This window comes from Plantibacter sp. RU18 (genome assembly GCF_050613355.1).
Classification (GTDB): domain Bacteria; phylum Actinomycetota; class Actinomycetes; order Actinomycetales; family Microbacteriaceae; genus Plantibacter.
Genome location: NZ_CP159618.1, coordinates 2,418,574 through 2,437,275 on the forward strand (window position 1 = coordinate 2,418,574; position 18,702 = coordinate 2,437,275).

An 18,702-nucleotide genomic window follows, 5' to 3' on the forward strand; every position below is an offset into this window, starting at 1 on the left:
TTAAAGGTTGTCTTGGTCAACACCCGAGCCTAGCAGCTGGGACTACGCCTCGTAGAGCTCCAGCGGGAGGCCGTCGAGATCGAAGAAGAAGAGCATCTTCCGGCCGGTGTGCGGATCGATCCTGACCTCCTCGACGCGGACGCCCAGCTCGACGAGACGCGCATGACCGGCGTCGACGTCGTCGACCGCGAACGCGAGGTGTCTCAGGCCGAGGGCCTCAGGGCCGGAGGCTCGTGCGGGCGGCTCGGGGAACGAGAACAGCTCGATGAGGTACTCGCCGTTCAGCGCGAGGTCTCCCATCCAGGAGTCCCGCTCGGCGCGATACACCTCGGTGATCAGCTCGCAGCCGAGCACCGAGGTGTAGAACCGCTTGGAGTGTTCGTAGTCGCTCGCGATGATCGCGATGTGATGCACCCGTTTCAGCGGGAGCGGAGCACCGTTGTCGTCGGTCATGGTCAGCGGGGGTTGATCTGCGAGATCTTGCCGAGCAGCCCGTTGATGAAACCGGCCGAGTCATCGGTCGACAACGTCTTGGCGGCCTCCACGGCCTCATCGATGGCGACGCCGTGCGGCACCTCGTCGTTGAAGAGGATCTCCCAGATGGCGATGCGCAGGATCGCGCGGTCGACGGTGGGCATCCGTGCCAGCGTCCAGCCCTGCGAGTAGGTCTCGATCTGCTCGTCGATCTCCTCGGCATGGTCGCCGACGCCGTCGACGATCTCGCGGGCGTAGAGCCAGGAGGCCTGACGATCCGGCTCGCTGACCGCGCGCGACGCTTCAGCAGAGAGGACCTCGGCGAGTGTCTGCTGACGGACGTCGGCCTGGTACAGGAGGTCGAGGGCGCGCTTGCGCGCCTTGGTGCGAGCGCTCACTCGTTGACGCGACCGAGGTAGTCACCCGTGCGGGTGTCGACCTTGACCTTGGTGCCGGTCTCGAGGAACAACGGCACCTGGATCTCGTAGCCGGTCTCGACGGTGGCCGGCTTCGTACCGCCGGTGGAACGGTCACCCTGGAGGCCGGGCTCGGTGTAGGTGACGAGGAGGATGACCGATGCCGGGAGCTCGACGTACAGCGGGTTGCCGTTGTTGAGCGCGACAGTGACGTCCTGGTTCTCGAGGAGGAAGTTCTTCGTGTCGCCGACGATGACCGCGGGGATCGTGATCTGGTCGTAGTCGCTCTTGTCCATGAACACGTAGGCGTCACCGTCGGCGTACAGGTAGGTGAAGTCGCGACGGTCGACGTTCTCGATGTCGATCTTCGTGCCGGCGTTGTACGTCTTGTCGACGACCTTGCCGGTCATGATGTTCTTCATCTTCGTCCGGACGAACGCGCCACCCTTGCCCGGCTTCACGTGCTGGAACTCGATCACCGTCCAGAGCTGCCCGTCGATGTTGAGGACGATGCCGTTCTTGATGTCAGCGGTAGAAGCCATGCGCGAGAGTGTCCGTTCGTGGAAAGTGTGCGGCCGGAAGCGACCCAACGAACGAGTGTAACCGTTGCGGACACCGGTGGACAACGCGATCACCGTCGTCGTGCGCCGGATGTGGGTCAGCGGGCGCTTCGGCTGACGATCAGATCCAGGGCGAGACGGTACGAGTCGAAGCCGAAACCGGCGATGACACCGGTGGCGATTCCGGAGATGACGCTCGTATGGCGGAACGTCTCGCGGGCATGCGGGTTCGACAGGTGCACTTCGACGAGGATGATGTCCGCCTTCGTCACCATCGCCGCCGCATCCCGCAACCCGTAGCTGTAGTGGGTGAAGGCCGCAGGGTTCAGGATGACCGGTGTCCTGGCGTCGACTGCACCGTGCAGCCAGGCGATGAGCTCGCCCTCGTCGTCGGTCTGGCGCAGGTCTATCGCCGTTCCAGGAGGGGCCGCCGCCTCCAGCGTGGTGCGGAGTGCCTCGAGGTCCGCAGCGCCGTAGACGTCGGGTTCGCGGCTGCCGAGGCGTCCGAGGTTCGGGCCGTTGAGGACGAGCACGGTGGTCATGGTGTCGAGGGTATCCGTTCGGGACGGGTGCGCGGGGCAGGCGCCATGGGTCAGGAGCCGATCTCCTGGTACGCGGCGAACAGGAGCGAGGTCTCCGGACCCTGCAGCACCGTCGGCTTCGCGATGTCGTCGAGGACGATGAAGCGGAGCATGGAGCCGCGGGTCTTCTTGTCGCGCTGCATCGTGGCGAGCAGGGTGTTCCACCGACCGACCGGGTAGGCGATCGGCAGGCTGAGGAGCTCGAGGACCCGGCGGTGTCGGTCGACGACATCGTCGGACAGACGGCCGGCGAGACGGGACAGTTCGGCGACGTACATCATGCCGATCGCGACCGCCGCGCCGTGTCGCCATTGGTAGCGCTCAGCGTGCTCGATCGCGTGACCGAGCGTGTGGCCGTAGTTGAGGATCTCGCGGAGGCCCTGCTCGGTGAAGTCCTCGCTCACCACATCGGCCTTCATCCGGATGGCGAGCTCGATGCAGCGACGGAACTCGGGTGTGGTCGGGTCTGTCGCACGATCCACATCGGCCTCGATGAGGTCGAGGATCTCGGGGTACCGGATGAAGCCGGCCTTGGCGACCTCGGCGAACCCGGCGAGGATCTCGTTCTTCGGCAGGGTGTCCAGCGAATCGAGGTCGGCGATGACCGCTGCCGGAGCGTAGAACGCGCCGACGAGGTTCTTCCCCTCCGCGGTGTTGATGCCGGTCTTGCCACCGACGGCAGCGTCCACCATGCCGAGCACGGTCGTCGGGACCTGGACGAGACGGACGCCCCGCAGCCAGGTTGCGGCGACGAAGCCCGCAAGATCGGTGACGGCGCCGCCACCGAACCCGATCACGGCGTCGGAACGCGTGAAGTCCGCCTGCCCCATCACGCCCCAGCAGAAGGCGGCCACCTCGACCCGCTTGCCTGCCTCGGCGTCCGGTACCTCGGCGAGCAGGACCTCGTACCGGTCGCGCAGCGACTCACGCAACTTCGCGGCCTTGTCACCGAGGGTGGCAGGGTGGACGATCAGGACACGTTGCACACCGGTACCGAGGACATCGACCAGATCCGTGTGCAGGTCGCGGCCGATGGTGATCGCGTACGGCGACGTTCCCGTGACCTCGATGACGGTGCGGTCGATCGGTGTTGCGGACGATTCGGTGCTCATGCTGGCTCCTTGACCCAGGCGACGAGCTCGTCGACGATGCCTGAGATGGGTCGGTGCGAGGTGTCGAACTCGACATCCGCAAGGCGTTCGTAGATCGGTCTGCGGGCCGCGGCGATCCGCGCCCATGCGCCAGGGTCGTCACGCAGTAGCGGACGCTTCCCGAGGTTGGCGCGGGAGAGCACTGCCTCCTCGGTCACGGTCAGCAGGACGACCCGCGCGTCGGCGAGGTCCTGCTGCGTCTGGGCGTCGAGCACAGCCCCGCCGCCGAGTGAGACGATCGCCGGTTCGAGCAGTGCCGCAGCGACAGCCGCACGTTCCAGGGTCCGGAAGTGCGCTTCGCCGTGCTGGTCGAAGATCCCGGCGATCGCGCCATGTTCGCCGATCACCACGTTGTCGGTGTCGATGAACGGGATGCCGAGTCGTTTCGCCAGCTGCTTGCCGACACGGCTCTTCCCGGAGGCCATCGGTCCGATCAGGACGACGGGCAGGCGGAGCAGGTCATCGTGCTCTGGCATCGCTCGTGCTCAGGCGCTCGGGTTCGAGGCGTCGTCGCCCCGGGTGCGGAGGTTCGACGGGATGGCTGCGAGGTAACCGTCGAGGTTGCGCTTGGTCTCGGGGACGGAGTCGCCACCGAACTTCTCGAGCACCGCTTCGGCGAGGACGAGCGCAACCATGGCCTCTGCGACCACGCCGGATGCCGGCACGGCACAGACGTCCGAACGCTGGTGGTGGGCGGTTGCGGCTTCGCTCGTCGCGATGTCCACCGTGCGCAGGGAGCGCGGGACCGTCGCGATCGGCTTCATGCCCGCGCGCACGCGCAGCACGGTACCCGTCGTCATGCCGCCTTCGGTACCGCCGGCGCGGTCGCTCTGGCGAGCGATGCCGTCGTCCTCCTGCACGAGTTCGTCGTGCGCCGCCGAGCCGCGGCGGGTCGTCGTGAGGAAGCCGTCGCCGACCTCGACACCCTTGATCGCCTGGATACCCATGAGTGATGCCGCGAGGCGCGCGTCGAGGCGACGGTCCCAGTGGACGTAGGAACCGAGGCCCGGCGGGAGGCCGTAGGCGAGCACCTCGACGACACCACCGAGGGTGTCGCCGTCCTTCTTCGCCGCGTCGACCTCGGCCACCATGAGCTCGGAGGTCGCAGCATCGAAGCAGCGCAACGGATCGGCGTCGAGTGCATCGACGTCCGACGGAACCGGGAGGGCGCTGTCTTCGGGGACGCGGACCGGACCGATGGCCAAGGTGTGGCTGACCAGCGTGATGCCGAGCTCAGCAAGGAACGCACGGGCGACCGCACCGAGGGCGACCCGAGCCGCGGTCTCGCGGGCACTTGCGCGCTCGAGGACCGGGCGGGCCTCGTCGAAGCCGTACTTCTGCATGCCTGCGAGGTCTGCGTGGCCGGGTCGCGGGCGCGTGAGCGCGGCACTGCGGCCGCGGGACTTGTCCGAGATCTCAGCCGGCTCCGGACTCATGACCTCGGTCCACTTGGGCCACTCGGTGTTGCCGATGCGGATGGCGACCGGGCTGCCCATGGAGAAACCGTGCCGGACGCCGCCCGAGAGGTGCAGCTCGTCCTGTTCGAACTTCATCCGCGAACCACGACCGTAGCCGAGTTTGCGACGCGCGAGGTCGGCACGGATGCCGTCCATGGTGATGGGGACGCCGGACGGGAGTCCCTCGATGACGGCGATGAGTTCCGGGCCGTGAGACTCTCCGGCAGTGAGCCAACGAAGCATGGTCCTATCCTTCCATAGTGCTGAGGCGCGCTCGTGCGCAGCCGTGCCCTCGTCCGACGGACGGGGCGATGTCGTGGCTCAGCGCGATCGACCAGCGCGATCCAGGCCCGCTGCGTCGAGCATGGCGACGAGCACCGCCTCCTCGTCGTCGAGCGGGAGCACCGGGTCGCCGTTCACGAAGATGCGGACCTGGAGCATGGCCTGGTGGACGAGCATCGCGAGGCCGCTGAGCACGGGCCCCCCGGCTGCCGTCCACGCCGTCGCGAGGGCACTCGGCCAGGGGTCGTAGGCGACGTCGAGGAGAAGCGCATCGGGAGCGAGCCCGAGGACCGCGCCGGGCGACGTGAGGGCGCCGCCCGGCAGCGTGCTGATGACGAGCCGTCCTGCCGGCACGCCCTCGTCGAGGAGGCCGACGGTCGTCCGGAGGCCGAGTCGTCCGGCGAGCTCGACGAGTGGGGAGGCTTTCGCGGGCGTACGCAGGGCGATATGCACGTCCTCGGCGCCGAGCTCTGCTGCCGCCATGACCGTGGAGGCTGCAGTCGCTCCCCCACCCAGGATCACGACATGCTCCACGACGGGCAGTCCGGCGGCACCGACCGCGCGCACGATCCCGCCGACGTCGGTGTTGAAGCCGTGCAGTCGTCGCGAGCCGTCCTGGGCGTACTGCAGTCGAAGGGTGTTGACCGCTCGTGTCTCGACCGCCGTGCGGTCCAGTTCGTCCGCGAGCTCGAGGGCGCGCTGTTTGAGAGGCATGGTGAGCGAGAGCCCACGCCACGTCGGGCCGAGCCCGGCGAGCAGACCGTCGAGCCCGTTCGCATCGACCCGCCGCCGGTCATACTCCCAGTCCAACCCGAGCGCGCCGTAGGCCGCTGCGTGCAGGGCCGGTGACTTCGAATGCTCGATTGGGTCGCCGAGTACTGCGAGGTGCTGAGGCTGCTCGGAAGCGTTCACCGTGTGGACCGTGCTCGGCTACTGGTACTCGGGGTGGTCGTCCATCCAGGACAGCCACTGTTCAACGGCGGCCTCATGCTCAGCCTGGGTGGTGGAGAAGATGGTCTCCCCGGAGTCGAGGTTCCACGTCACGAAGTACAACCACGGACCGTCGGCCGGGTGCAGAGCAGCGTCGATCGCGAGGTCGCCCGGATTCGAAATGGGACGGACGACCATGCCGGGGTGGACGTAGGTGTTGTAGGGGTTCGACTCGTCCGCACGTTCCGCGTCCGTCGTCGACACCCGGTGGGTGTTCCCGGTGCCGTACGCGACGGTCGCGTCGGACTGCAGCAGACCGCTCTCCCATTTCGCGGGATCGAGGCGGTTCAGGAAGACCCGCGAGACCTTGTAGTAGTCGTCGCGGAGCCCGGCCTCCTTCTGGATGAGCGAGGCGAGGACGATGGTGCTCCACCGGTCCTCCGGAGCGACGCCGGCGTCGTCCAGCGCTTGGAAGGAGCGATCGACGAGCGTCTGCAGTACTGCGTGCGCATCTCCCCCGTCGGGCAGGCTGTAGGTGGCCGGGAACAGGAAGCCCTCGAGCGAGGTGGCCTCTGCAGGCAGCCCGAACGACGCGACGTCGGCTGCTGCCGCCTGGAGGTCTGCGAGTGCGATACCAGTCCCCTCAGCGATGGCGGGCAGTGCGTCCTGCTCTGCGGTCCCTTCAGGGATCACGAAGGTGTCCTGCATGCGGTTCGCCTCATCGGTCAACGCCGCGAGGGCGGCTTTGGCGCTCATCCCGAGCTTGAGCTTGTAGGCGCCGGGGAAGAACTCGGGCTGCGTCGCCTGTGCGAGCAGGAGGTCGTAGAACGCATCGAAGGACCGCGTGACGCCGGCGTCGTGGAGCGTGGTCGCGATGTCCTCACCGATGTCCCCCTCGTGGATCTGGACCACGGCCTCGCCGGTACCGCCCCCTTCGAAGTCGTTCGGTTCCTCCCAGCCGAGCACCTTCCGGATCTGCGGCTCATAGCTGGTCCAGACGACGCCTGCGCATGCGACGAGACCGCCGACCACGACGAGCGACACGATCAGCGCGATGAGGCCGCGGCGACGACGACGGGGCTTCGGTGGTTCGCCGCCGGCGAGGGCGCGACGACGTCCTCGGTGGATCGGCTGCGGGCCGCTGTCCGCGGGATCAGTCTGGCCGTCCTCGGCGATGAGGTCCTCGAAGGCCGGGATGGTCATGGTCCGCGTCGACGCGGTCGTGGTCTCCGCGGCCGGGCCGGGCTCGGCAGCGGCTGGCGCGGGAGCCGGCGTGTCGGCCCGGGCAGGAGTCGACGCAGGGGCGTCCGCGGCAGGTGCGGACGGCTCCGCGGCCTCAGGAGCCGGACCCTCGGCGCGGGTGGGCGGGACCGACGTTCCGGCCTCCGCGGCCTCCGCCGCCTCGCGCTGCTCACGGGCCTCCCGGCGCGACAATGGCGCAGACTGCTGGGCATCGACGACGTCGTGTTCCGAGGTGAAGAGCTCGGCGAACGGGTCTTCTTCTGGGCGGTTCTCGGGTGTCAGATTCGACACAGGCAGGTCCTGTTCACGGTTCGACGGGGGTTCCGGGGGGTCGCCCCGAACCACGTTCGGCGTCGAGGGCGTACTGCAAGAGTATGACGGCTGCCACCTGATCGACAATCGAACGGGTCTGCTTCTGCCGTTTCCCAGCCGACCGCAAGGCGCTGTGTGCCGTCACCGTGGTCAGTCGTTCGTCGACGAGCCGGCCCGGCAGGCCGGTCGCGGCGGTGAGCCGTGCGGCGAACTCGCGAGCATCCTGCGTCGACGCGGTGTCCTTGCCGGAAAGCGCGATCGGGAGTCCGACCACGAGCTCGACGACACCGATCTCGGCTGCGACCGCTGCGATGGCCGCGATGTCCGTGTCGCCGCCCAGGTCACGGGCCACCGTCTGGACCGGCGTCGCCAGCAGGCCGTCGGGGTCGCTTCTCGCGACCCCGACGCGGGCCTTGCCGACGTCGATGCCGAGTCGGACACCCGGGCGGAAGCCGTCGGCCACGTCAGCCGATCTCGCGCGCGACCGCCGCGAGGGCGTCGCCGAGCGCAGTGGCGTCGACGCCGCCACCCTGCGCCATGTCATCCTTGCCGCCGCCGTTGCCGCCGAGGATCCCGGCGGCGACGCGCACGAGCGCACCTGCCTTGAGGCCGGCATCGCGAGCGCCCTGATTGGTGGCGACGACGATGGCGGGCTTGCCCGCGACCACTGCGCCGAGCGCAACGACCGCCGGAGCCGCACCGAGGCGTTCGCGCAGCTGCGTCACGAGTGTCCTGACGTCGTTCGGAGAGGCGAGCTCACCGAGGTGCTCGGCGACGAGCGAGACCGGCCCGACGGTGTGAGCGGTCTGCTGGAGAGCTGGGAGACGCTCGCTCAAGCCACGTGCCTCGAAGGCTGCGATCTTCTTCTCAGCGGCTTTGAGGTTCGCGACAAGCTCGGCGATCCGATCCGGGAGCTGTTCCTTCGGCGTCTTCAGGCTGCCGGAGAGCTGAGTGACGAGTGCTCGCTCGGCAGCGAGGTCGCGGAACGCCTCGAGGCCGACGAGAGACTCGACGCGGCGATTGGTCGACCCGACGGATGATTCGCTGACCAGGTTGATCATGCCGATCTCCGCGCTCGATCCGACATGGGTGCCGGCGCACAGTTCACGTGACCACGGGCCACCGATGTCGACGACGCGCACGGTCTCGCCGTACTTCTCGCCGAACAGGGCCATCGCACCGAGGGCCTTCGCATCGTCGAGGGCCATCTCGCGGGTGCTCACCTGCAGATTGTCGCGGACGGCGTTGTTCGAGATCTCCTCGATCTCGGACTTCGTGGCGGGAGACAGCGGCTGGTTCCAGGTGAAGTCGAGGCGCAGGTAGCCGGCCTTGTTCGACGAGCCCGACTGGTGTGCGCTGTCGCCGAGGACCTGTCGGAGTGCCGCGTGGATGATGTGGGTGCCCGAGTGCGCCTGCTGCGCGCCTCGACGGTAGCTCGCGTCGACGAGGGTGGTCGCCGGCGCGTCGAGACCGACCTCGCCCTGGCTCACCTGGACCTTGTGTGCAATGAGCCCCTTGACCGGCTTCTGGACGTCCAGGACCTCGAGTTCGTAACCCGGGCCGACGATGACGCCCTGGTCCGCCTCCTGGCCGCCGGACTCCGCGTACAGCGACGTCTCGGCGAGGATGACCTCCGCGATGTCGCCCGCGACGGCGCGCTGGACGGGATGGCCGTCGACGATGATGCCCAGGATTCGCGACTGGGTCTCGAGCTCGGTGTAGCCCGTGAAGACCGTCTCGCCCTTGGCTCGGATCTCGCTGTAGACGGAGAGGTCCGCGAGGACGCTCTTCTTCGCCTTGGCGTCTGCCTTCGCGCGCTGGCGCTGAGCGGTCATGAGCGAGTCGAACGCGTCACGGTCGACGGCGAGACCCGCCTCCTCGGCGATCTCGAGGGTGAGGTCGATCGGGAAGCCGTAGGTGTCGTGGAGCAGGAACGCCGAGTCGCCGGCGAGCTTGTCCTCCCCAGTCTCCTTGGTCTTCACGAGGGCGAGGTCGAGGATCGTCGTGCCGCTCGCGAGCGTGCGCAAGAACGTCTCCTCCTCGGCAAAAGCGCTCTGCGAGATCCGGCCGTAATCGGTCTCGACCTCGGGGTAGGCGGCCTTCATCGCGTCGCGCGACGCAGCGAACAGCTCGGGGAACGTGGCCGTGTCGACGCCGAGTAGACGCATGGCGCGCACCGTCCGCCGCATGAGGCGCCGGAGGATGTAGCCGCGGCCCTCGTTCGACGGGGTGATGCCGTCGCTCATGAGCATCAGAGAGGACCGGACGTGGTCGGCGATGACGCGCATCCGGACGTCGTCGTCGTGGTCGGCGCCGTAGCGACGTCCGCTGAGGGCCGCTGCGCGGTCGAGGACCGGACGGACCTGGTCGATCTCGTACATGTTCTCGACGCCCTGCTTGAGGAAGGCGACCCGCTCGAGGCCCATGCCCGTGTCGATGTTCTTCTTGGGCAGCTCACCGACGATGTCGAAGTCGACCTTGCTGGTGACGTTCTCGATCAGGTACTGCATGAAGACGAGGTTCCAGATCTCCACGTAACGGTCGTCGTCGGTTGCAGGGCCGCCGTCGATGCCGTACGCAGGGCCTCGGTCGAAGAAGATCTCCGAGCACGGTCCGGCCGGCCCGGGCTGGCCGGTGGACCAGTAGTTCGTGTCCTTGTCGAGGCGCTGGATACGGTGCTCCGGCAGGCCGGCGACACGCTTCCAGAGGTCGATCGCCTCGTCGTCGTCCTTGTACACGGTGACCCAGAGGTCCTTCTCGTCGAAGCCCAACCCGCCGGTGGACTCGCTGCCGGTGAGGAGCTCCCAGGCATACGTGATCGCCCCCTCCTTGAAGTAGTCGCCGAAGGAGAAGTTGCCGTTCATCTGGAAGAACGTGCCATGACGGGGCGTCTTGCCGACCTCTTCGATGTCGTTCGTGCGGATGCACTTCTGCACACTCGTCGCGCGATCGAACGGCGACGGGACCACGCCGGTGAGATAGGGGACGAACGGCACCATGCCGGCCACGGTGAACAGCAACGACGGGTCGTCGCTCACGAGCGAGGCGGACGGGACGACGGTGTGCCCCCGATCGCCGAAGAAGGTGAGCCAGCGGGAGCGGATGTCAGCGGTGTCCATGGTGTCCGTACGTCGGGGGTGTGCGTGTGTCGGTGTGCGTGGTGCAGTGGTGCCGGTCGGGGCGCGCCTTACGGCTTGGTGAGGTCGTCGACGACGTCCTCGGCATGTTCGGCCACGGCGTGAGCGGTGTCACGCAGTTGGGCCTCGCGCTCCTTGTAGGCGTCGCCGACCGTATCGGTGAACTCCTTGATGCGTGAGTCCAGCTCGGTGAAGAACCGCTGGCCGGACTGGGTCTTGTTGATCTCATGGGCGACGACGAAGCCGGCGCCGATTCCGACGATCAGCCAGAACACGTTCTTCATGGGGACTCCTCATCTCCGATGCGATCGCCCGCACGCTGCGGAGCGGGCCAAGCAACCATCGTAGTCGAGCGCGGAGTCCTGGCGCCGCTTCCGAGCGTCAGCGCATGGCCCGATGTACTCGGAGACGACGAAGGGGCACCGGCGTAAGCCGATGCCCCTTCGTGCTGCGCCCGGAACCGGGCAGGAGTGCTAGCGGGCTGCGTAGTACTCGACGACGAGCTGCACTTCACAGGTCACGGGGACCTCTGCGCGCTTCGGACGACGCTCGAGACGTGCCTGCAGCTTGTCGAGCTCGACCGAGAGGTACGCGGGCACCTTCGGGAGAACGTCGACGTGACCGCCGGCGGCAGCAACCTGGAAGGGCTCGGTGCCCTCGGAGCGCGCCTTGACGTGGATGAGCTGACCCGGCTTCACGCGGAAGGACGGGCGGTCGACGAGCTGGCCGTCGACGAGGATGTGACGGTGCACGACCATCTGGCGAGCCTGTGCCGTGGTGCGGGCGAAGCCCGCACGCAGCACGAGCGCATCGAGACGGGTCTCGAGGATCTCGACCAGGTTCTCACCGGTCAGGCCCTGGGTGCGGCGAGCCTCCTGGAAGGCGATCTTCAGCTGGGCCTCGCGGATGCCGTACTGGGCGCGCAGACGCTGCTTCTCGCGCAAACGAACAGCGTAGTCGCTATCTGCCTTGCGCTTGGTGCGGCCGTGCTCACCGGGAGCGTAGGGACGCTTCTCGAGGTACTTGGCAGCCTTCGGGGTGAGGGCGATGCCGAGGGCCCGCGAGAGGCGGGTCTTGCTGCGGGTACGTGACTTGGTAGACACGGTTTCCTTTCGATGAAGTCTCAAACGATGAATGACCGACGCGAACACGCGTCGGTGATCCGGAATCACACCGGACAAAGTCAGAGGGGTCTGCCGGGGCTGTTCGGCTACAGAACACGCCCGTCGAACACGGTGATCGAGCAGCCGCGCAGTCACACCGGTTCTAGGCGGATCAATACTAGCACGACGGGCGTCGTGCAGCGGGTGTGTGGCCGGCGGCGCTCACTCGCCCCGGACGATCTTCCTGAGTTTGTCGAGCCGTGCCGAGATGTCGCGCTCGTTCCCGTGATCGGTCGGCTCGTAGTAGCGGACCTCACGGAGCTCGTCGGGCAGGTACTGCTGGGCGACGACGCCGATCGGGTGGTCGTGCGGATAGCGGTAGCCCTTGCCATGCCCGAGCCGCTTCGCGCCGGCGTAGTGTGCGTCGCGCATCGGCTTCGGGACACGGCCGAACGCCCCTGCCCGGACATCGGCGATGGCCTTGTCGATGGCGACGTACGCGGCGTTCGACTTCGCCGCGGTCGCGAGGTAGACGACGGCCTCCGCGAGCGGGATCCGACCTTCCGGCATGCCGATGAACTGCACGGCATCCGCTGCGGCCACGGCGATCGGCAGTGCCTGCGGATCTGCGATGCCGATGTCCTCGGCGGCCGAGATGATGATGCGCCGGGCGATGAACCGCGGGTCCTCCCCGGCCTCGATCATCCGCGCGAGGTAGTGCAGCGCCGCATCCACATCGGAACCCCTGATGCTCTTGATGAACGCGCTGATCACGTCGTAGTGCTCATCGCCGTTGCGGTCGTAGCGCAGGAGGGCGCGGTCGACGGCCTGCGCGACGAGTTCGTCGGTGATGACGGGACCGCGTGGAGACGTCGGCTCACGCCGCACGGTGTCCGCCGGCTGTTCGTCCTCGTCGTCTTCGTCCTCGCCGACGTCGAGCAGTCCTGAGTCGTCGAGGTCGTCGTCGTCGGTGACCGCTCCCCCGCTGAGGTCGGCGTCAGCCGCGATGGCTGCCGCCTCGAGCGCCGTGAGCGCGCGCCGCGCGTCGCCTGAGGACAGCTGGATGATCGCCGCCCGGGCCTCCGGGGTCACCGTGAACCGACCACCGAGCCCGCGTGGGTCCGTCGTCGCCCGATCGATGAGGATGCCGAGGTCGTCGTCGCTCAGCTGCTCGAGCGTGAGCAGGAGGGATCGGGACAGGAGCGGAGAGATGACGGAGAACGACGGGTTCTCCGTCGTTGCGGCGACCAGGATCACCCATCCGTTCTCGACGCCAGGGAGGAGCGCGTCCTGCTGCGCCTTCGTGAAGCGGTGGATCTCGTCGAGGAAGAGGACCGTCGAGCTGCCGTAGAGGTCGCGACTCGACATCGCCTCGTCCATCACCTGACGGACGTCCTTCACACCGGCAGTGACGGCCGACAGCTCGACGAAACGGCGACCGGAGCTGTGCGCGATCGCTTGTGCGAGCGTGGTCTTGCCGGTACCGGGCGGCCCCCACAGGATGACCGACACGGCAGCCTGGGTGCCTTCGCTGTCGCTCGCCAGACGGACGAGCGGGGAGCCCGGGCGGAGCAGATGCTGCTGTCCGGCCACCTCCTCGAGGCTGCGGGGGCGCATGCGCACGGCGAGTGGTACCGGTGCGCCCGCGATGCCGGGTCCTCGATTGAACATTGCTCCAGGCTAGCTGGACCCTGGGACACCGGACCGCGCTGCTGAACGGCTGCGAACGGTGGCGAGTCGTTTGGCGGCTACCGAGCGGTCCCCGTAAAGTTCTCCTGGGCAGCCGCCGCAGGCGCGATGCCGGCTGACAGCGCGATGCCGTCGCTCACAGCGACGGCATCTGGAGGGAACGACGTGGTTACGAGCAAGGGTCCGGACAAAGAGGCTCGCGCAGCGCGCGCGCGACTGCGCGGCTACAACGCGAGGCGTACCGTGCACGAGCACCGGGCGAAGCGTCGCGTCCGGGACAACGTGATCGCAGCTGCCGCCCTCGTCGTCGTCCTCGCCGGCGCCACGGCCGCCCAGGTCTTCTTCTTCTCCGGCGGTCCCGGCACGCCGGTGGCCACCCCGACCGCATCCGCTGAAGCCGGCGCCTGCGGTGTCGCCGGCGCCACCGACGGAGCGAACACCGGCGACGTCCCTGCCAGCACGGTCGCGGAGGATCGCGACTGGACCGGCGAGATGACGATCAACGACGTCGTCCTGAACCTCAGCCTCGACGGGGCCTGTGCGCCTCAGGGCGTCTCGTCCTTCATCTCACTCGCTCAGTCGGGCTTCTACGACGGCGTCACGTGCCACCGCCTCACGACGAGCGGCATCTACGTGCTCCAGTGCGGCGACCCCGATGGCACCGGGACCGGTGGTCCCGGCTACAGCTACGGTCCGGTCGAGAACGCTCCCACGGACGACGTCTACCCGGCGGGCACCATCGCGATGGCGCGTCAGGGCGGCAACGGATACAGCAACGGCTCGCAGTTCTTCCTCGTGTACCAGGAGTCCACCATCCCGTCTGACGCTGCGGGCGGCTACACCGTGCTCGGTCAGATCACGGGTGGGCTCGATGCGCTCGTGTCCGGCGTCGTCTCGGGTGGAGTCGCCGACGGCAGTGGCGACGGGAAACCTGCCGTCCCGGCCACCATCACCTCAGTGACGGTGCAGTAGCGCGTGCAGTAACCTGCACCAGACGGAACGACCGGCGCAAGCCGTCGCCCCGAGCGAGCCTCGGGGTAATAGGCTTGTGGATCGATCACGATCGCCGCGAGTGGCGATCAACACACAGCAAGGGTGATGCGCGTGACGAGTTCAGAGATCGAGCCATGGGGCCGGGTGGACGACGACGGGACCGTCTACGTCCGCGAGGCCGACGGCGAGCGAGCAGTCGGACAGTATCCGGACGGCTCGAAGGAGGAGGCTCTCGCGTACTTCCAGCGGAAGTTCACGGATCTCGCCGGTCAGGTGACCCTCGTCGAGCAGCGCGCGAAGCGCGGCGCACCCGCGGCCGACGTCGCCAAGGCCGTCAAGTCGATCACCCGCCAGGTGCAGTCTGCCAATGCCGTCGGTGACCTTCAAGCGCTGCTCACCAGGCTGGGCGCACTCGACGGCGCGGTGAACGAGCTGACCGAGGTGCAGACGCAGGAGGCGAAGGCCGCTCTCGATGAGGCGGTGCGCTCCCGCGTCGCGATCGTCGAGGAAGCCGAGCAGCTCGCGGAGCAGGATCCCGCGCGCGTGCAGTGGAAGCAGACCTCGACACGTCTCGACGAGCTCTTCGCCGAGTGGCAGCGCCAGCAGCACGATGGCCCGCGACTCCCGAAGAACGAGGCGAACGAGCTGTGGAAGCGCTTCCGCACAGCCCGTGCAGCGATCGAGCAGCACCGCCGAGCGTTCTACACCGAGCTCGACTCGGTGCACAAAGAGGCTCGCAGCATCAAGCAGAAGCTGGTCGAGCGCGCTGAAGCCCTGATCCCGAAGGGTGCCGACGGTGTGCCTGCATATCGGAGCCTCTTGGATGAGTGGAAGCACTCGCCCCGCGCCGGCAAGCGTCAGGACGACGCCCTCTGGGCGAAGTTCAAGGCCGCCGGCGATGCCATCTACGGTGCGAAGGCCGAGATCGATGCCCGCGACAACGAGGAGTTCCAGGGCAACCTCGAACTCAAGCTCGCGGTCCTCACGGACGCGGAGCCGATCCTCAACGACACGAACCGGGACTCGGCACGGAAGTCCCTCTCGGACATCCAGCGCCGTTGGGACGAGATCGGCAAGGTCCCGCGCGAGCAGGTCCGTGTTGTCGAGGACCGGCTGCGAAAAGTGGAGTCCCATGTGAAGCAGCTCGAGGACGACCACTGGAAGCGTAACAACCCCGAGACGAAGGCCCGCACGGACGGACTCGCCAGTCAGCTGGCGGATGCCATCGCGAAGCTGGAGGATGAGGTCGAGGCGGCTCGAGCGTCCGGCGATGCCGACCGTCTCACCGCGGCCGTCGAAGCGCTCGATGCTCGGAAGGCGTGGCTCGGCGCGATCCGCTAGCGGAACCGCTCCACACGTGGCACGACGGCCGCGTTCTCCACAGATCCGTCGAACGATCCTCCTGCGACCACACGTTGCCGGAGGATCGTTCGTATGTCCACGGCCCCGAGAACCTCCCTGTCCGCTCATACCGCCATCGCACCCGGCGCACAGCCGGCTCAGCGCCTGCCGGCCTACCTGAGGCCGCCACAGCTCTCTGTCGCCGAATTCACCGCTGCGCGCCTCGACGGTGAGGTGTTCGCATTCGAGGACGGCTTCTGCAGCGTCGACGAACCGGACACAGCGCGACTGCGGGCGGAGGTGCTCGCGAGCATTCCTGCGCTCGATCAAGCCACCGTCGCCGAGCTGAGCGCCGCCTGGATCCACGGGGCCGTCCTCATCGCTCCGCGCGAGCACACCGGCTATGTGTCCTCCGCCAAGCGCAGTGCGGTCTCATCCCGCTTGCGGATCAGGCAGGTGGTGCTGCGCGCCGACGACACGGAACGGTCCGGTGGTCTCCGCGTCACGACACCGACCCGCACGGTCGCGGATCTCGCCAGACGCACCGGAGACGATGCTGCGCCGGCGCCGGCGGCGATCAGGAACTACTTCCTCCTGGGGCTCACGAGTCCATCGGAAGTCATCGCGTGGGTGCGTGCAGAACGCCGCGTGCTCGGACGAGCTCGCATCGAACGTGTCGTCGCGACAGCCACCGATGTCGCCCTTCCAGGACTCGAGCACAGCCCCAGCGAGCTGGCATCGTGGTCGCTCCCGATCAGCCGCCGTTGACGCGGTAGACGTCGTACACCGTGTCGATCCGACGAACGGCGTTGAGCACGCGGTCGAGGTGGGTCGTATCCCCCATCTCGAACACGAAACGGCTGATCGCCAGGCGATCACTCGACGTGTTGACCGTCGCCGACAGGATGTTCACGTGGTACTCCGAGAGCACCCGCGTCACGTCGGACAACAGGCCGGCGCGGTCGAGCGCTTCCACCTGGATCTGCACGAGGAATACGCTCTTCGATGACGGCGCCCATTCGACGTCGATCATGCGCTCGGGTTCCTGGAGGAGGTTCTGCACATTGTGGCAGTCAGAGCGGTGGACGGAGACACCCGAGCCACGCGTCACGAAGCCGACGATCTCGTCGCCGGGCACCGGGGTGCAGCACTTCGCGAGCTTCACCAGGATGTCCGGGGCGCCGAGCACGAGCACACCCGAGTCGCTGTTCTGCAGCCGGTCGCGACGACTCCCGCGGACGGGCACAGTGAATTCCGTGTGCTCGCTGTCGGCGTCCTTTTGCAGCAGCGCGACGACCTTCTCGAGCACGGACTGCGTCGATACGTGACCCTCGCCGACAGCGGCGTAGAGAGCGGTCACGTCCTCGTAGCGGAGCTGGGCAGCGACCTCCGCGAAGGAGTCCTGATTCATCAGCTTCTGCAGCGGAAGGTTCTGCTTGCGCATCGCGCGTGCAATGGCGTCACGGCCCTGCTCGATCGCTTCGTCCCGACGTTCCTTCGTGAACCACTGACGGATCTTGTTCCGGGCACGAGGGCTCTTCACGAAGTTCAGCCAGTCCTGGCTGGGTCCGGAGTCGGGGTTCTTCGAGGTGAAGACCTCGACCACATCACCGGTGTTGAGCGAGCTCTCGAGCGGCACGAGACGACCGTTGACGCGCGCGCCCATCGTGCGGTGGCCCACTTCGGTGTGCACGGCGTAGGCGAAGTCGACCGGTGTCGCGCCCGACGGAAGGCCGACGACCCGACCCTTCGGCGTGAAGACGTAGACCTCCTTCGCGCCGATCTCGAATCGCAGCGAATCGAGGAACTCCCCGGGGTCGGCGGTCTCGGCCTGCCAGTCGGAGATGTGGGCGAGCCACGCCATGGAACTGTCCGGTTCGGCTGAAGGTACGGTCTTGCCGCTGTTCATCCGTTCCTTGTACTTCCAGTGGGCAGCGACACCGAACTCGGCGCGCTGGTGCATCTCGTTCGTTCGGATCTGGATCTCGACGGGTTTGCCACCAGGGCCCACGACCGTCGTGTGCAGCGACTGGTACAGGTTGAACTTCGGTGTCGCGATGTAGTCCTTGAACCGTCCGGGGACGGGCGTCCATCGGGCGTGGATCGAACCCAGCACCGCATAACAATCGCGAAGCGAGGTCACGAGCACACGGATGCCGACGAGGTCGTAGATGTCGTCGAACTCACGTCCGCGAACGACCATCTTCTGGTAGATCGAGTAGTACTGCTTGGGTCGCCCAGCGACCTTGCCACGGATCTTCTGCGCCTTGAGGTCCTCGTTGACCGAGTCGATCACATGCTGGACGTACTCCTCGCGCTGCGGCGTGCGCTGCTTCACGAGCGACTCGATCTCGGCATACAGCTTCGGATAGAGCACCGCGAAGGAGAGGTCTTCGAGTTCCCACTTGATGGCCTGGATGCCGAGGCGGTGCGCCAAAGGCGCGTAGATCTCGAGTGTCTCCGTGGCCTTCTTGGCAGCCTTCTCGGCCGGGACGAAGCCCCAGGTCCTGGCGTTGTGCAGTCGGTCCGCCAGCTTGATGATCAGGACGCGGATGTCCTTCGACATCGCGACGATCATCTTGCGGACGGTCTCGGCCTGCGCACTGTCGCCGTACTTGACCTTGTCGAGCTTGGTGACGCCGTCCACCAGCATCGCGACCTCGTCGCCGAAGTCGGCGTGCAACTGGTCGAGCGAGTAGTCCGTGTCTTCGACTGTGTCGTGCAGTAGGGCGGCGACGATGGTCTTCGGGCCGATGCCGAGGTCTGCCAGGATCTGCGAGACGGCCACCGGGTGGGTGATGTACGGCTCACCGCTCTGGCGCTTCTGGCCCGAATGGGCGCGTTCCGCGACCGTGTAAGCGCGCTCGATGAGCGCGAGGTCGGCCTTGGGGTGGTGCTGCCGCACCGTGCGCATCAGCGTGTCGACGGCGCCGGCTGGTTGTGCCTTCGAGAAGATCCGAGGCACGAGACGACGCAGGGAGGCCGTCGAGGATGTCGTGGTGTCCGCCATCTCAGGCCTCCCTGCGTTCGTGCA

General features: G+C 67.5%; 18 protein-coding genes. 3 read left to right on the forward strand and 15 right to left on the reverse strand.

Annotated features, from left to right (window positions below):
* Window positions 1–42 precede the first annotated feature (42 nt).
* From ABMA10_RS11620 to ABMA10_RS11685, 14 genes are all read right to left on the reverse strand, one after another.
* Complete coding sequence (locus ABMA10_RS11620; RefSeq protein WP_347868803.1) at window positions 43–453, reverse strand: VOC family protein; 411 nt, start codon at window positions 451–453, stop codon at window positions 43–45.
* Between the two features lie 2 nt (window positions 454–455).
* Window positions 456–872, reverse strand: a complete 417-nt coding sequence (gene nusB / locus ABMA10_RS11625; protein WP_347868804.1) for a transcription antitermination factor NusB — start codon at window positions 870–872, stop codon at window positions 456–458.
* Window positions 869–1,432, reverse strand: a complete 564-nt coding sequence (gene efp, locus ABMA10_RS11630; protein WP_347868805.1) for an elongation factor P — start codon at window positions 1,430–1,432, stop codon at window positions 869–871. Before efp ends, nusB begins: the two co-directional genes overlap by 4 nt.
* A gap of 116 nt (window positions 1,433–1,548) precedes the next feature.
* Window positions 1,549–1,992 carry a type II 3-dehydroquinate dehydratase gene (locus ABMA10_RS11635; protein WP_347868806.1) on the reverse strand — a complete coding sequence of 148 codons (444 nt, stop codon included), beginning with the start codon at window positions 1,990–1,992 and terminating at the stop codon, window positions 1,549–1,551.
* A gap of 50 nt (window positions 1,993–2,042) precedes the next feature.
* Window positions 2,043–3,143 carry a 3-dehydroquinate synthase gene (gene aroB / locus ABMA10_RS11640; protein ID WP_431030572.1) on the reverse strand — a complete coding sequence of 367 codons (1,101 nt, stop codon included), beginning with the start codon at window positions 3,141–3,143 and terminating at the stop codon, window positions 2,043–2,045.
* The gene (locus tag ABMA10_RS11645) at window positions 3,140–3,658 is read right to left on the reverse strand and encodes a shikimate kinase (RefSeq protein WP_347868808.1); all 519 of its coding nucleotides are present in this window, start codon (window positions 3,656–3,658) and stop codon (window positions 3,140–3,142) included. Before ABMA10_RS11645 ends, aroB begins: the two co-directional genes overlap by 4 nt.
* A gap of 9 nt (window positions 3,659–3,667) precedes the next feature.
* Window positions 3,668–4,882 (reverse strand): chorismate synthase, encoded by a 1,215-nt coding sequence (aroC, locus tag ABMA10_RS11650; protein WP_347868809.1) that lies wholly within the window; start codon window positions 4,880–4,882, stop codon window positions 3,668–3,670.
* A gap of 78 nt (window positions 4,883–4,960) precedes the next feature.
* The gene (locus ABMA10_RS11655; protein ID WP_347868810.1) at window positions 4,961–5,833 is read right to left on the reverse strand and encodes a shikimate dehydrogenase; all 873 of its coding nucleotides are present in this window, start codon (window positions 5,831–5,833) and stop codon (window positions 4,961–4,963) included.
* A gap of 18 nt (window positions 5,834–5,851) precedes the next feature.
* Window positions 5,852–7,384 carry an endolytic transglycosylase MltG gene (gene mltG / locus ABMA10_RS11660; RefSeq protein WP_347868811.1) on the reverse strand — a complete coding sequence of 511 codons (1,533 nt, stop codon included), beginning with the start codon at window positions 7,382–7,384 and terminating at the stop codon, window positions 5,852–5,854.
* Window positions 7,385–7,397: 13 nt separating this feature from the next.
* Window positions 7,398–7,868: a Holliday junction resolvase RuvX gene (ruvX, locus tag ABMA10_RS11665; protein WP_347868812.1), complete on the reverse strand. Its 471-nt coding sequence runs from the start codon at window positions 7,866–7,868 to the stop codon at window positions 7,398–7,400.
* A gap of 1 nt (window position 7,869) precedes the next feature.
* Complete coding sequence (alaS, locus tag ABMA10_RS11670; RefSeq protein WP_347868813.1) at window positions 7,870–10,524, reverse strand: alanine--tRNA ligase; 2,655 nt, start codon at window positions 10,522–10,524, stop codon at window positions 7,870–7,872.
* 68 nt (window positions 10,525–10,592) lie between these two features.
* Complete coding sequence (locus tag ABMA10_RS11675) at window positions 10,593–10,826, reverse strand: hypothetical protein (RefSeq protein WP_347868814.1); 234 nt, start codon at window positions 10,824–10,826, stop codon at window positions 10,593–10,595.
* A gap of 189 nt (window positions 10,827–11,015) precedes the next feature.
* On the reverse strand, window positions 11,016–11,645 hold the full coding sequence (gene rpsD / locus ABMA10_RS11680) for a 30S ribosomal protein S4 (RefSeq protein WP_347868815.1): 630 nt from the start codon (window positions 11,643–11,645) through the stop codon (window positions 11,016–11,018).
* 222 nt (window positions 11,646–11,867) lie between these two features.
* Entirely contained in the window at window positions 11,868–13,316 is a 1,449-nt protein-coding gene (locus ABMA10_RS11685) for a replication-associated recombination protein A (protein ID WP_347868816.1), read from the reverse strand.
* A gap of 183 nt (window positions 13,317–13,499) precedes the next feature.
* Here ABMA10_RS11685 and ABMA10_RS11690 point away from each other — a divergent pair, with 183 nt between their 5' ends.
* The 3 genes from ABMA10_RS11690 to ABMA10_RS11700 all read left to right on the forward strand — a co-directional run bounded on the left by ABMA10_RS11690 (window position 13,500) and on the right by ABMA10_RS11700 (window position 16,436).
* On the forward strand, window positions 13,500–14,306 hold the full coding sequence (locus ABMA10_RS11690) for a peptidylprolyl isomerase (RefSeq protein ID WP_347868817.1): 807 nt from the start codon (window positions 13,500–13,502) through the stop codon (window positions 14,304–14,306).
* A 132-nt stretch (window positions 14,307–14,438) separates the two neighbouring features.
* Window positions 14,439–15,668 (forward strand): DUF349 domain-containing protein, encoded by a 1,230-nt coding sequence (locus ABMA10_RS11695; RefSeq protein WP_414693670.1) that lies wholly within the window; start codon window positions 14,439–14,441, stop codon window positions 15,666–15,668.
* 93 nt (window positions 15,669–15,761) lie between these two features.
* Window positions 15,762–16,436: a hypothetical protein gene (locus ABMA10_RS11700; protein WP_347868818.1), complete on the forward strand. Its 675-nt coding sequence runs from the start codon at window positions 15,762–15,764 to the stop codon at window positions 16,434–16,436.
* Here the strand turns inward: ABMA10_RS11700 and ABMA10_RS11705 are convergent.
* Window positions 16,423–18,678 carry a RelA/SpoT family protein gene (locus tag ABMA10_RS11705; RefSeq protein ID WP_347868819.1) on the reverse strand — a complete coding sequence of 752 codons (2,256 nt, stop codon included), beginning with the start codon at window positions 18,676–18,678 and terminating at the stop codon, window positions 16,423–16,425. The two genes, ABMA10_RS11700 and ABMA10_RS11705, sit on opposite strands and share 14 nt — an antisense overlap.
* Window positions 18,679–18,702: the final 24 nt, after the last annotated feature.